The organism is Acidimicrobiales bacterium, from assembly GCA_036399815.1.
Taxonomy (GTDB): domain Bacteria; phylum Actinomycetota; class Acidimicrobiia; order Acidimicrobiales; family DASWMK01; genus DASWMK01.
Map to the genome: position 1 here is coordinate 1 of DASWMK010000230.1, position 12,904 is coordinate 12,904.

Below are 12,904 nucleotides of genomic sequence, written 5' to 3' on the forward strand. Positions count from 1 at the left end.
CGATCCCGCTCCTGATCGAGCGGGCCACGGACGCCATCGACCACGACACCCAGCTGCTCATCTTCGGGGCGCTGTTCATCGGGTTCGCCATCAAGGTGCCGATGTTCCCGTTCCACACCTGGTTGCCCGACGCCCACACCGAGGCGCCCACGGTGGGCTCGGTGATCCTGGCCGCCGTCCTCCTGAAGCTCGGCACCTACGGGTTCATCCGGGTGGCCGTGCCGATCCTGCCCGAGGCGGCCCAGTCGTGGGCGCCGTGGATCGGGGCGCTGGCGGTGGTCGGCATCATCTACGGCGCGCTCGGCTGCCTGGCCCAGACCGACATGAAGCGGCTGATCGCCTTCTCGTCGGTGGCCCACATGGGGTTCGTGATGCTCGGCATCTCGACCCTCACCGACTTCGGCTTCAACGCCGCCATCTTCGGCATGGTCGCCCACGGCCTGATCACCGGGATGCTGTTCTTCCTGGCCGGCTCGGTGAAGGACCGCTACCACACCCTCGACATGGGGCGGCTCGGCGGCCTGCTCGTGTCGGCGCCCCGGCTCGGCTGGATCCTCGGGTTCTGCGCGATGGCCTCGCTCGGCCTGCCCGGCCTGGCCGGGTTCTGGGGCGAGTTCCCGGCCATCCTGTCGGCCTACTCGCCCCACGAGGCCCTCTCCGAGGAGCTGTTCAGGGTCTACATGGTCGTCGCCGCCATCGGCACCGTGTTCGCCGCCGGCTACCTGCTGTGGATGCTCCAGAAGACGGCGTTCGGCACGCCCAGGGAGGAGTTCGTCCACGAGCACATCTCCGACGTGCACGTGCCCGAGTGGCTGGCCTGGGCGCCGATGCTGGCGCTCATCGTCGCCCTCGGCGTCTACCCGAACCTGCTGTTCGGGGTGACCGACGACGCCGTGATGCGAGCCCTCGGGATCTAGGCCGTGCACGTCCTCGCCCAGGCCGCCTTCGACGCGCCGAACCTCGACTACCACGCGCTCGCGCCCGAGATCGTCCTCACCGTGGCGCTGGTCGTCCTCCTGCTCGTCGACCTCGTCGCCCCGGACGAGAGCCGGTGGACGGCGTCGACGGTCGGCGCCTTCGGGCTCCTCGCCCCGCTGCTGCCGATCCTGACCCTGGCCGTCGACGGGACGGACCGGTCGCTGTTCGGCGGCGCCTACGTGGTCGACGACTTCGCGCTGGTGATGAAGGGCCTGCTGCTGGTGGCGGGCTACGTCACCGTCCTCATGTCGACCAACGACATCGGCGAGGGCGACTACGCCCAGGGCGAGTACTACTTCCTGCTGCTGTCGTCGGTCCTCGGCATGGTGGTGATGGCCTCGTCGAGGGACCTGGTGTCGATCTTCGTCGCCCTCGAGCTGCTGTCGATCCCCGCCTACCTGCTCGCCGGCTGGCGCAAGCGCGACCTGAGGGGCAACGAGGCCGGGCTGAAGTACTACCTGATGGGCGTGTTCGCCTCGGCGATCATGCTCTACGGGATGTCGCTGGTGTACGGCGTGAGCGGCACGACCGTCCTCGCCGGCATCCGCGACGCGGTGAGCGTCGGCGACAGCCAGCCGGTCGTCACCGTCGGGATCATGTTCGTGCTGATCGGGTTCCTGTTCAAGGTGTCGGCCGTGCCCTTCCACACCTGGGCGCCGGACACGTACGAGGGCGCCCCCACCCCGATCACCGCCTTCCTGTCGGTGGCGTCGAAGGCGGCCGGGTTCGTCGCCCTCCTCCAGCTCGTGCTGGTCGGCTTCCTCGGGCGGGAGGACGTGTACCGCCCGCTGTTCTGGGTGCTGTGCGCGGTGACGATGACGGTCGGCAACCTGATCGCCCTGCGCCAGACCAACGTGGTGCGGCTGCTGGCCTACTCGTCGGTGGCCCAGGGCGGGTTCATCCTGCTCCCGTTCGTCGCCGTGCAGGCGAGCGACGCGGCCACCGAGAACGCGCTCACGGCCATCGTCACCTACCTCGTGATCTACGCGGCGATGAACCTCGGCGCGTTCGCCGTCGTCATCGCCGTCGCCCGCAAGACCCGGTCGGGCACGATCGCCTCCTACGGCGGGCTGTTCGAGTACGCCCCCGGCCTCGCCGTGGTGATGGGCGTGTTCCTGTTCTCCCTGGCCGGCATCCCCCCGCTCGGCGGCTGGATGGCCAAGTTCGTGGTGTTCAGGGCCCTGCTCACCGACGCCGACGGCTGGGCCGTCGCCCTGGCCGTGATCGCCGCCGTCAACTCGGTGATCGGGCTCTTCTACTACGCGTCCGTGGCGAGGGAGATGTTCTTCCGGCCCGTGCCCGACGAGGACCGCACGCCCGTGCGGGTCCCCGTCGCGCTGGCCGCGGCCGTGGCCCTGACGGCGGCGGCCACCCTGCTGTTCGGCGTGCTGCCCGGGATCGCCACCCGCCTCGGCGACCTCGGCGACCTCGTCGCCCTCGGGGGCTGAGCCCACGAACCGCCTCGAGGAGCGGGTCGCGGCGAGGATCGCCCGGCTCGGCCCGCTCCCGTACGCGGAGGTCGTGGAGGCCGCCCTCTACGACCCCGAGCTCGGCTTCTACGCGAGCGGCGGCGCGGCCGGCCGGCGGGGCGACTTCCTGACCGCCCCGGAGGTGGGCCCGCTGTTCGGGGCGCTCGTCGCCAGGGCGCTCGACCGGTGGTGGGCCGACGCCGGCCGGCCCGACCCGTGGCTGGTGGTGGAGGCCGGCGCCGGGCGGGGGACCCTGGCCCGGACGGTCCTCGCCGCCGCCCCGGCGTGCGCCGGCGCCCTCCGCTACGTGCTGGTCGAGCGGTCGGCCGCCCTGCGGGCCGAGCACGCCCGGCACCTGCCCTGGTCGGCGCCGCGGGAGGTCGAGCTCGACAGCGCGGGCGGCGGGCCGGTGGTCACCAGCCTGGGCGAGCTGCCGGCCGGGCTCGACGGCCCGGTCGCGGTGCTGGCCAACGAGCTGCTCGACAACCTGCCCTTCGACGTGGTCGAGCGCCGCGACGGCCGGTGGTGCGAGGTCCGCGTCGGCGCCGGGGCCGGCGGCCTCGAGGAGGTGCCGGTCGAGGCCCCGCCCGACGTGGCGGCGAGGGCGGACGCGCTCGTGCCCGAGGCCACCGACGGCACCCGCATCCCGCTCCAGCAGGCGGCCGCCGCCTGGCTGGCCGCCGCCCTGGCCGTCGCCCCCTCGGTGCGGGTCGTGGTCGTCGACTACACGGTGCCGACGACGGCCGAGCTGGCCGGGCGGGGCTTCGCCGGGTGGCTGCGCACCTACCGGGGCCACGAGCGGGGCGGGCCGCCCCTCGCCGACCTCGGCACCCAGGACCTCACCTGCGACGTGGCCGAGGACCAGCTGGCCAGGGTCCGCGCTCCGGTGGCGAGGGCCACCCAGGCCGAGGCCCTCGCCGCCCTCGGCATCGACGAGCTGGTCGAGGAGGGTCGCCGGGTGTGGGCCGAGCGGGCCGCCGTCGGCGACCTCGCCGCGCTCCGGGCGAGGAGCCGGGCGAGGGAGGCCGAGGCCCTCCTCGACCCGGCCGGCCTCGGGGCCTTCACCGTGCTGGAGTGGCAGACGTAGGCTCCGGTCATGAGCGACGACACTCGACAGGCGGCGATCGAGGACTGGCTCGTCGAGGAGCGGAGCTTCCCGCCGCCGGACTGGTTCAAGGCCGACGCCCTCGTCACCGACACGTCGTTGTACGACGAGGCCGACAAGGACGTCGAGGGGTTCTGGGCGCGGCAGGCCGCCGACCTGCTCGACTGGGACCAGGAGTGGCACACGATCTGCGAGTGGGACCTGCCCTTCGCCAAGTGGTTCGTGGGCGGGAAGCTGAACGTCGCCCACAACTGCCTGGACCGCCACGTCGCCGCCGGCCGGGGCGACCGGGTGGCGTTCCACTGGGAGGGCGAGCCCGGCGACAAGCGGACGATCACCTACGCCGACCTGCTCGCCGAGGTCCAGCGCTTCGCCAACGTGCTGAAGGGCCTCGGCGTGCGCAAGGGCGACCGGGTCAACATCTACCTGCCGATGATCCCGGAGCTGCCGGTCGCCATGCTGGCCTGCGCCCGCATCGGCGCCCCCCACTCGGTCGTGTTCGGCGGGTTCTCCTCCGACGCCCTGGCCGACCGCATCAACGACGCCGAGGCCAAGGTGCTGATCACGGCGGACGGCGGCTGGCGGCGGGGGAGCGCGGTCCCGCTGAAGGCCAACGCCGACGTGGCCGTCGCCAACACCCCGACCATCGAGCACGTGGTCGTCGTGCGCCGCACCGAGGCCGACGTGCACATGGAGGACGGCCGGGACCGCTGGTACCACGAGCTGATGGCCGAGGCCGAGGCCGACTGCCCGTGCGAGCCGGTGGACAGCGAGGACCTGCTGTACCTGCTCTACACGTCGGGCACCACGGCCAAGCCCAAGGGCATCATGCACACGACCGGCGGCTACCTCACCCAGGTCGCGTTCACCCACCGGTACGTGTTCGACCTCCACCCCGACACCGACGTGTACTGGTGCGCGGCCGACATCGGCTGGGTGACCGGGCACAGCTACATCGTCTACGGGCCCCTCGCCAACGGGGCGACCTCGGTGATGTACGAGGGCACCCCCGACCACCCGGGCAAGGACCGGTGGTGGGACATCGTCGAGCGCTACGGGGTGACCATCCTCTACACGGCGCCGACGGCCATCCGGACGTTCATGAAGTGGGGCACCCAGGAGCCCGAGCGCCACGACCTGTCGAGCCTGCGCCTCCTCGGCTCGGTGGGCGAGCCCATCAACCCCGAGGCCTGGATCTGGTACCAGCAGCACATCGGCGGCGGCCGCACCCCGGTCGTCGACACGTGGTGGCAGACCGAGACCGGCGCCATCATGATCAGCCCGCTGCCGGGGGCCACGACCACCAAGCCGGGCTCGGCGACCTTCCCGCTGCCCGGCATCGGCGCCGAGGTGGTGGACGACGCCGGCCGGTCGGTCGAGAAGGGCGGCGGCTACCTCACCCTCACCCGCCCGTGGCCGTCGATGCTGCGGGGCATCTGGGGCGACCCCGAGCGCTACCGGGAGACGTACTGGAGCCGGTACGAGGGCCGCTACTTCGCCGGCGACGGGGCCAAGATCGACAACGAGGGCTACTTCTGGCTGCTCGGCCGGGTCGACGACGTCATGAACGTGTCCGGGCACCGGGTGTCGACCACCGAGGTCGAGTCGGCCCTCGTCGACCACCCGAAGGTGGCCGAGGCCGCCGTCGTCGGGGCCAAGGACGAGACCACCGGCCAGGCCATCATCGCCTTCGTCACCGTCAAGGGCACGACCGAGGCGAGCGAGGAGCTCGGCCAGGAGCTGCGCGGCCACGTCAGCAAGAAGATCGGGGCCATCAGCCGGCCGAAGACGATCATCTTCACCGACGAGCTCCCGAAGACCCGGTCCGGCAAGATCATGCGCCGGCTGCTCCGCGACGTGGCCGAGGGCCGCGACCTCGGCGACACGACGACCTTGGCCGACGCCTCGGTGGTCGACGAGATCCGGCGGCGGGCCGCGGAGGCGCCCCAGGAGGGCTGAGCCTCCGTACACTCCCCGGCCATGATCCGTCGCCTGCTGCTCCTGGCCGCCCTCGTGGCCGCCACCACCCTGGCCTGCTCGAAGAGCGTGGCCACCGCGGATGTCGGCGAGTGCTTCGAGCGGCCAGACGACCTCGGCTCGATCGAGGACTTCGACACGGTCGACTGCGACGAGGCCCACTTCGGGGAGGTCTACGAGACCTTCGACATCGAGGGCGACGACTACCCCGGCGACGAGGCGGTGAGCTCCGAGGCGGAGGAGCGCTGCCTGTCCGCCTTCGAGGGCTACGTCGGCATCCCGTACGCGGAGTCGATCTACGGCTACTTCTCGATCAAGCCGTCCGAGGAGAGCTGGAACGAGGCCGACGACCACGAGGTGCTGTGCGTGCTCACGTCCCTCGACGAGAGCGAGCTGACCGGGTCGAAGAAGGGCTCCAACGAGTAGCGCCGGGGAGCACGGCAACTGGCGCTGGCGGGCCGGGGCCGTCCGCCCCGGCCCGGCCGTCGTGTTCGACATCGACGGCGTGCTGTCCGACGCCGCCGGCCGCCAGCACTACCTCGAGCACCCGACCAGGGACTGGCGGGCGTTCTTCGACGCGTGCGGGGAGGACCCGCTCATCGACGAGGTCGGGCGGCTGCTCGAGGTGCTCGACCCCGGCCTGCACGTCGTGCTGCTGACGGCGAGGCCCATCCGGGTCCAGCCCCAGACCGTGCGGTGGCTGGAGCGCTACGACGTCCGCTGGGACCTGCTCGTCATGCGGGAGCGGACGACCGGGCTGCTCTCGGCGAGGGACTTCAAGCACCGGACGGTCGGCGAGCTGCGGGCCGTCGGGCTCGACCTGCGCCTCGCGTTCGAGGACGACCGCCGGAACGTCGACATGTTCAGGGACGAGGGGGTGCCCTGCATCTACCTCCACTCCGGCTATTACGACTGAGCGACGGCAGGAACTACCCGGCCGGCTCCCGGCGTTGACGAGGACAGCTATGAAGAACACGTTCAAGACCTACGTGCTCCTGGCGGCGCTGGGCGGCCTGCTCGTGGTCGTCGGCGGCGCGCTGTGGGGCGGCAACGGCGCCATCGTCGGCTTGGCCATCGGCCTCGCCGTGGTCGGCGTGTCCTACTGGAAGAGCGACGTCATCGCCATCAAGGCGGCCCGGGCCGTGCCGGTCACCGAGGCCGAGATGCCCGAGTACCACGCCATCGTCCGGGAGCTGACCAGCCGGGCCGGCATGCCGATGCCGAAGCTCTACGTCACCCCCGACCTCCAGCCCAACGCGTTCGCCACCGGGCGCAACCCCGACCACGCCGCCGTCGCCGTCACGAGGGGGATCCTCCAGATCCTCGACTGGGACGAGCTGCGGGGGGTGCTCGCCCACGAGATCAGCCACGTCGGCAACCGGGACATCCTGATCGGGTCGGTAGCCGCCGCCGTCGCCATGGGCATCACGTTCATCGCCAGCATCCTCCGCTTCGCCGCCTTCTTCGGCGGCCGCGACGACGACGGCGACAACCCGATCGCCCTGCTGGCCATGGCGTTCCTCGCCCCGCTGGCCGCCGGCCTGCTCCAGATGGCGCTCAGCCGCAGCCGGGAGTTCGAGGCCGACCGCACCGGCGCCCGCCTGATCGGCGACGGCGAGCCGCTGGCCAGGGCCCTCGAGAAGCTCGAGGTCGGCGCCCGCCGCATCCCGATGGACATCGACCCGGCCCACGCGCAGGCGTTCATCGTGAACCCGCTCACCGGCCGGAACGTCAACTTCGCCAACCTCTTCAGGACCCACCCCGCGACCGAGGACCGCGTCGCCCGCCTCCGGTCCGGCGCCTGGCGCTGATCCCGGCAGGAGGTCCGGCAGGAGGTCGAGGGGGTGACGGCGAACCCGTCCCCCGAGATGCGACCGACCTGCCTCGCCGCCGCCGCCGTGGTCGCCGCCGCCTCGCTCGCCGGGTGGGCGGCCGTCCCGGCCGGCGCCCAGCTGCCCGTGCCGACCCCGTCCCCCACCACCACCGCTCCCCCCTCCGGCGGTGGTGGCGGGGGCGGGGGGCACCGGCCCGGCCCGACGACGCCGCCCCCGTCCACCCCGTCCCCCTCCCAGCCGGCGCCCGGCCCGACCACGCCGCCGACCACGGCGCCCCCGTCGGGCGGCAGCGGCGGCTCCTCGTCGAGCGGCGGCAACTGGTGGGTCCCGCCGGCCGGCGGCATCCCGGGCCCGGCCTGGGCCCAGGCCATCATCGACGCCCACCCCCGCACCCCGCCGAACGACAACTCCCGTCTGCTCGCGGCGCTGGCCCCGCTCGAGGGGCTGGGCATGACGGCCCAGGAGGCGGCCATCCTCGGCAGCGGGCGCTTCCCGATCGCCGGCCCGGCCCACTTCAGCGACGACTTCCTCTTCCCCCGCTGGGGCCCGGCCTTCCGGTTCCACCAGGGCTGTGACGTGCTCGCCGACTACGGCCTGCCCATCCGCTCGCCGGCCGACGGCGTCGCCCGGGTCGGCAACGGCACGCTCGGCGGCCTGTCCGTCACGGTCACCGAGCCCGACGGCACCTACTACTACATGGCCCACATGAGCGGCCTGGCCGACGGGATCGCCACCGGCGTGCCCGTCCACACCGGCCAGGTCGTCGGGTTCGTGGGCGACTCGGGCAACGCCAGGGGCGGCCCGCCGCACGTCCACTTCGAGGTCCACCCGCAGGGCGGCGACGCCGTCGACCCCAAGCCGATCCTCGACCAGTGGCTCCTCGACGCCGAGGCCAGGGTGCCCGAGCTGCTGGCCTCGTTCCGGCCGCCGGCCCCGCAGTCGCTCGTCGGCACCACGATCGTGCGCGAGCTGTACGACGACGACCCGTCCGAGGCCGCCGTCGCCCTCCCGACCGGGCCGGCCGCCGCGCCGGCCGCGCCGCCGGCGGCCGCGCCGGGCTCCACGGCGACCACCGACGGCGTGGACTTCGACCAGGTCGACTGGGACGCGGTGGCCCGGCTGGCCGAGTGGCAGGAGGCGAGGGCGGGGGCGGCGGCCTTCCTCAGCCCGCTGCTGCCGCCGATCCTGTCGGGGTCGCTCAGTCCCTGAAGTTCGTGAACTGGAGCGGGACGCCGAAGTCCCCCTCCTTGAGCGCGGCGATGACGGCCTGGAGGTCGTCGCGCTTCTTCCCGCTCACCCGCAGCTGGTCGCCCTGGGACTGCGACTGCACGCCCTTCAGGTTCAGCCCCTTGATGAACTTGTTCAGCTCCCTCGCCTTGTCGGCGGAGATGCCGGCCGAGATCGTCGCCCGCTGGCGGGCGGCCCCGCCCGAGGCCTCCTCGACCTTGCCGTAGGAGAGCGCCTTCAGCGACACCTTGCGGCGCACGAGCTTCTCCTCGAGCACGACGCGGAGGGCGGCCAGGCGGTCCTCGGTCGAGGAGTGCAGGGTGATCTCGCCGTCGCCGAGGTCGATCGTCGAGGCCGTGTTCTTGAAGTCGAAGCGGGTCCCGATCTCCCGGCGGGCCTGGTCCACGGCGTTGCGGACCTCCTGGAGATCGACCTCGGACACCACGTCGAAGGTCGGCATGGAGGCCACGGTACCCGCGCTATCGTCGAGCGCCCCAAGGGTCGGTGCCCGAGTGGCCAAAGGGAGCAGGCTGTAAACCTGCCGGCTTACGCCTACGGAGGTTCGAATCCTTCCCGGCCCACCACCGTGCGACAGTGGCGGCGTGACCCGTGCCGCCGCCCTGCTCGCCGCCCTCGCGCTGGTGGCGGCCTGCTCGTCCTCGGGCGACGGGGCGGACGGCGAGGCGGCGGCGCTCCCCACGCCGTCGACGACCACGACGACGACGACGACGCCTGCGGCGGCCCCCGTCACCGAGCCGGCCTGCGCCGGCCGCGACGCCGACCCGGGCGCCGAGGGGAGCCTCACGTCGGGCGGCCACGAGCGCACCTACCTCCTCGACCTCCCCGACGGCTACGACGGCACCGGCCCGGTCCCGGTGATCGTGAACTTCCACGGGTACGGGTCCAACGCCGAGCAGCAGGCGGCCTACTCGGGGCTCGGCACGGCCGGCGCCGGGCGGGGCTACGCCGTCGCCACCCCCCAGGCGCTCGGCGACCCGCCCCGCTGGGTGTTCCTGCCGCCGGTCGCCGGCGAGGTCGACGACGTGGCCTTCTCCGCCGACCTCTACGACCACCTCGAGGCGACCCTCTGCGTGGACGCCGACCGGGAGTACGCGGCCGGCATGTCGAACGGGGCGGCGATGAGCGCCCGGCTGGCCTGCGCCCTCGGCGACCGGCTGGCGGCGGCGGCCATGGTGACCGCCAACTTCTACTCGCCCGACTGCGCGCGGACGACGCCGGTCGCCGTCATCTCCTTCCACGGCACCGCCGACCCGATCGTCCCCTACGAGGGCGGCCCGATCGCCCCGGTGGCGGCGGCCGCGGCCAACGGCCTGCCCGTCCCGCCCGAGGAGACGACCATGCAGGACTGGGCCAACCACGACGGCTGCGACGGCGGCCCGGCCGAGGACGAGCCGGCCGACGGCATCCGCCGGCTGGCCTGGTCGGGCTGCGAGGCCGGGTCCGACGTCGTGCTCTACGCCGTCGAGGGCGGCGGCCACACCTGGCCGGGGGCGGCGGCCGAGCTCGCCCCCCTCGGCGAGACCACCAGGGAGATCTCGGCCACCGACCTCATCCTCGACTTCTTCGACGCGCACTAGCTCCCGTCAGTCGGGGACGGGCAGCGGCTGCCAGGCCGGGTCGACGCCGCCCATGAACTGCTGGGGGGTGAGGATCCGCTCGTTGGTCCCGTCGGCGTTCATGAGCCACAGCGCCGTGTAGTGGGTGCGGTCGCTGCGGAACACGATCGAGCTGCCGTCGGGCGACCAGGCCGGGTTCCAGTCGATGTTCGAGGCGTTGGTCAGCCGCTGGACGAGCCCGCTGCCGGTGAGGACGTAGATCTCGTAGTTCGGGTGGAACCCGGGGCAGGGGAACGTCGTGCTGATGCAGGCGTCGAAGGCGATCGTGGACCCGTCCGGGCTCCAGTCCGGGTTCCCCTCCTGCACGCCGTCGGTCGGCGTCAGGCGCTGGACGTTCCCGCCCCGTGGGTCCATCCGCCACAGGTCGAAGGTGCCGGCCCGGTTGCTGGCGAACGCGATCCACCGGCCGTTCGGCGACCAGGACGGCTGCTCGTTCGAGAACGTGTCGTCGACCAGCTGGCGCCGGCCGGTCCCGTCGACCCTGATGACCGAGATGCTGCTCGTCCCGTCGAAGTTCTGGCTCGAGTAGACGAGCCACCGCCCGTCGGGCGACCACGACGGCCACCGGTCGGCCTGGCCCTCGTTCTGGGTGACGTTGGTCTCCCCGGTCCCGTCGGCGGCGGCGATCCAGACGTCGCAGTCCGACGACGTGCACGACGTGAACGCGAGGTGCCGCCCGTCGGGCGCCCACGCCGGCTCGAAGTCGGGCCGCTCGTTGTGGGTGATCTGGACGGTCCTGCCCGTGGACAGGTCGCGCCCCCAGAGCTCCTGGTCCTGCGAGAACCGCGTCCTGGCCCAGGTGACCATCCCGTTCAACCCCGGGAAGGTCGCGCCGGCCGGCGGCGACCCCCAACCCAGCGTGCCGAGGACGAGCACGACGACGACGAGCTTGCGCATCGCTCCCCCCTTCTCCGGGGGGAACGCTACGCCTCAGACGGCGACGGAGTGGGGCCGGGGCTCGGACTCGGGGGTCGGCTCGAGGATGGCGAGGTCGCCGGTGAGCGCTTCCAGCCGGGCCCAGGAGGCCACGTCCTCGTCCTCGGTGAGGAAGATCACCTGCGGCGACCCGCCCGAGCGGCTGAGCAGCTCCAGCAGCGACGGCTTGACCGACCGCTCGAGGTCGGTGAACGGGTCGTCGAGCACGAGCGGCAGGCTCTCGGCGTTCGGGCCGACGGCCCGGAGCGTGCTCATCCGGCCGACGAGCACGTGGGCGAGGTCGGCGGTGGCCTGCCCGCCCATGCTCGGCGCCGTCGACGACATCGTGCCGAGCGCGTCCACGTCCTTGCGCAGGAGCGCGGCCGCCATGACCTCCTCCTGGCGTTCGACGGCCCACTCGGCGGGCACGTCGCCGGCCAGGGCCTGCCAGGCGGCCAGCGCGTCGCGGTGGTCCTCGGCCGCCTGCATCAGCCGCCGGCGGCTCTGGTCGGTGGACAGCAGGCCGTTGACCCGCTGGAGGTGGAAGCCCAGGTAGGACTGGGCGCCGGCGTCGGCCAGCGCCTCCTGCTCGGCCGCCCTGGCCCGCTCCAGGCGGCGGCGGAACACGATCGACACGATCGTCGTCACGGCGGCGACGGCGAGGAACGGGAAGGCGGTCAGCCGGTTCATCAGCGCGGCCGGGATGGCGGCCAGCGCGCACGCCCCGCCGATGAAGATGGCGTGGTGGCGGACGCTCTCGTGCTTGGCGAGGGCCCGCTCGAAGTCCTCGTGGCGGCGCTCGATGCGCTCGACGACCTCGGCGTCCTCGGGCGCCGACCCGACGGCCTCGGCCTCCTCCTGGAGCCGCTCCTCGGCGGCCCGCAGGCGCTCGGCCGCGGCCCAGAGCAGGCCCTGGTCGACGGCGGCGAGGCGGCGCACGTTCTCGTCGCCCTGGGAGTCCGAGCGCAGCTCGCTGGCGGTGAGGCGCATGGAGCGGCGGGCGGCCAGCAGGTCGAGGCCGGCCTTGCCCAGCAGGTCGATGCGGCCGCCCTCGCCGGCGAACTCCCGGCTGACGTCGACGGCCTCGTTCACGTCGACCACCCGGTGGCGGGCGCCGTGGGGCCGGAACACGGCGAGGCGCCGCCCGTCGTCCTCCACGAGCTCCATGTGGACGCCGGGGCGGCTGCTGCCGAGCGCGCCGATGAGCTCGCCGGCCAGGCTCTCCCGCTCCAGCCGTCCGACCCCGGCGATCACGGTCAGGCGGGGGTGGAGGTTGAGCGTGAACGTGTTGCTGCCCGCCTCGATCACCAGCCGCTCGTAGCGCACGTCGTCAGGATCGGCCGGCGCGGGGCCGGCCTTGAGGGGCCCTCTCGCGGCCCGGGTATGATGGCTGGTCGGTCGTCGGCCGAGCGCCGCCGTGCCGCGCCCCCTTAGCTCAGTCGGCAGAGCACAGCCATGGTAAGGCTGGTGTCGCCGGTTCGATTCCGGCAGGGGGCTCGCCATCCCTGGCGGCGTAGCTCAGTTGGTAAGAGCACTCGGCTCATAATCGAGGAGTCGTCGGTTCGAGTCCGACCGCCGCCACCGAACCCCGACCACCAGCGACCCACAACGGAGTGTCCCCCCATGGCCAAGGCGAAGTTCGAGCGTACGAAGCCCCATTTGAATGTGGGGACGATGGGTCATATCGATCATGGGAAGACGACGTTGACGGCGGCGATCACGAAGGTGTTGCACGACGCGAATCCGTCGGTGTCGTTCACG

General features: G+C 72.9%; 13 protein-coding genes and 3 tRNA genes. 13 read left to right on the plus strand and 3 right to left on the minus strand.

What is annotated here, in order from left to right:
- From VGB14_17180 to VGB14_17215, 8 genes are all read left to right on the plus strand, one after another.
- The coding region (locus VGB14_17180; GenBank protein HEX9994667.1) for an NADH-quinone oxidoreductase subunit M at window positions 1-917 on the plus strand (917 nt) is incomplete at its 5' end.
- A 3-nt stretch (window positions 918-920) separates the two neighbouring features.
- Window positions 921-2,426: an NADH-quinone oxidoreductase subunit N gene (locus VGB14_17185; protein HEX9994668.1), complete on the plus strand. Its 1,506-nt coding sequence runs from the start codon at window positions 921-923 to the stop codon at window positions 2,424-2,426.
- A gap of 73 nt (window positions 2,427-2,499) precedes the next feature.
- On the plus strand, window positions 2,500-3,534 hold the full coding sequence (locus tag VGB14_17190) for an SAM-dependent methyltransferase (GenBank protein ID HEX9994669.1): 1,035 nt from the start codon (window positions 2,500-2,502) through the stop codon (window positions 3,532-3,534).
- Window positions 3,535-3,543: 9 nt separating this feature from the next.
- Window positions 3,544-5,511 (plus strand): acetate--CoA ligase, encoded by a 1,968-nt coding sequence (gene acs / locus VGB14_17195; protein HEX9994670.1) that lies wholly within the window; start codon window positions 3,544-3,546, stop codon window positions 5,509-5,511.
- Window positions 5,512-5,532: 21 nt separating this feature from the next.
- The gene (locus tag VGB14_17200) at window positions 5,533-5,955 is read left to right on the plus strand and encodes a septum formation family protein (protein ID HEX9994671.1); all 423 of its coding nucleotides are present in this window, start codon (window positions 5,533-5,535) and stop codon (window positions 5,953-5,955) included.
- A 61-nt stretch (window positions 5,956-6,016) separates the two neighbouring features.
- The gene (locus VGB14_17205) at window positions 6,017-6,445 is read left to right on the plus strand and encodes a hypothetical protein (protein ID HEX9994672.1); all 429 of its coding nucleotides are present in this window, start codon (window positions 6,017-6,019) and stop codon (window positions 6,443-6,445) included.
- 49 nt (window positions 6,446-6,494) lie between these two features.
- Window positions 6,495-7,340, plus strand: a complete 846-nt coding sequence (locus VGB14_17210; GenBank protein ID HEX9994673.1) for a zinc metalloprotease HtpX — start codon at window positions 6,495-6,497, stop codon at window positions 7,338-7,340.
- A gap of 33 nt (window positions 7,341-7,373) precedes the next feature.
- Window positions 7,374-8,573: a M23 family metallopeptidase gene (locus VGB14_17215; GenBank protein ID HEX9994674.1), complete on the plus strand. Its 1,200-nt coding sequence runs from the start codon at window positions 7,374-7,376 to the stop codon at window positions 8,571-8,573.
- Here the strand turns inward: VGB14_17215 and VGB14_17220 are convergent.
- Window positions 8,563-9,051 (minus strand): YajQ family cyclic di-GMP-binding protein, encoded by a 489-nt coding sequence (locus tag VGB14_17220; protein ID HEX9994675.1) that lies wholly within the window; start codon window positions 9,049-9,051, stop codon window positions 8,563-8,565. The two genes, VGB14_17215 and VGB14_17220, sit on opposite strands and share 11 nt — an antisense overlap.
- A gap of 38 nt (window positions 9,052-9,089) precedes the next feature.
- Between VGB14_17220 and VGB14_17225 the strand changes: the two genes are divergently transcribed.
- A tRNA-Tyr gene (locus VGB14_17225) sits at window positions 9,090-9,175 on the plus strand.
- Between the two features lie 18 nt (window positions 9,176-9,193).
- The gene (locus VGB14_17230) at window positions 9,194-10,189 is read left to right on the plus strand and encodes a PHB depolymerase family esterase (GenBank protein HEX9994676.1); all 996 of its coding nucleotides are present in this window, start codon (window positions 9,194-9,196) and stop codon (window positions 10,187-10,189) included.
- A gap of 6 nt (window positions 10,190-10,195) precedes the next feature.
- Here the strand turns inward: VGB14_17230 and VGB14_17235 are convergent, their stop codons facing one another.
- Together VGB14_17235 and VGB14_17240 are read right to left on the minus strand one after the other, a co-directional pair.
- Complete coding sequence (locus VGB14_17235) at window positions 10,196-11,125, minus strand: hypothetical protein (GenBank protein ID HEX9994677.1); 930 nt, start codon at window positions 11,123-11,125, stop codon at window positions 10,196-10,198.
- 33 nt (window positions 11,126-11,158) lie between these two features.
- Window positions 11,159-12,469 carry a hypothetical protein gene (locus VGB14_17240; protein HEX9994678.1) on the minus strand — a complete coding sequence of 437 codons (1,311 nt, stop codon included), beginning with the start codon at window positions 12,467-12,469 and terminating at the stop codon, window positions 11,159-11,161.
- A 98-nt stretch (window positions 12,470-12,567) separates the two neighbouring features.
- On the opposite strand from VGB14_17240, the gene VGB14_17245 reads away from it, so the two are divergent.
- The 3 genes from VGB14_17245 to VGB14_17255 form a co-directional block, all read left to right on the plus strand.
- Window positions 12,568-12,640 (plus strand) — tRNA-Thr (locus tag VGB14_17245).
- 10 nt (window positions 12,641-12,650) lie between these two features.
- Window positions 12,651-12,724: transfer RNA gene (locus VGB14_17250), tRNA-Met, on the plus strand.
- A gap of 42 nt (window positions 12,725-12,766) precedes the next feature.
- A partial coding sequence (locus tag VGB14_17255) for a GTP-binding protein (protein HEX9994679.1) occupies window positions 12,767-12,904 on the plus strand: 138 nt, incomplete at its 3' end.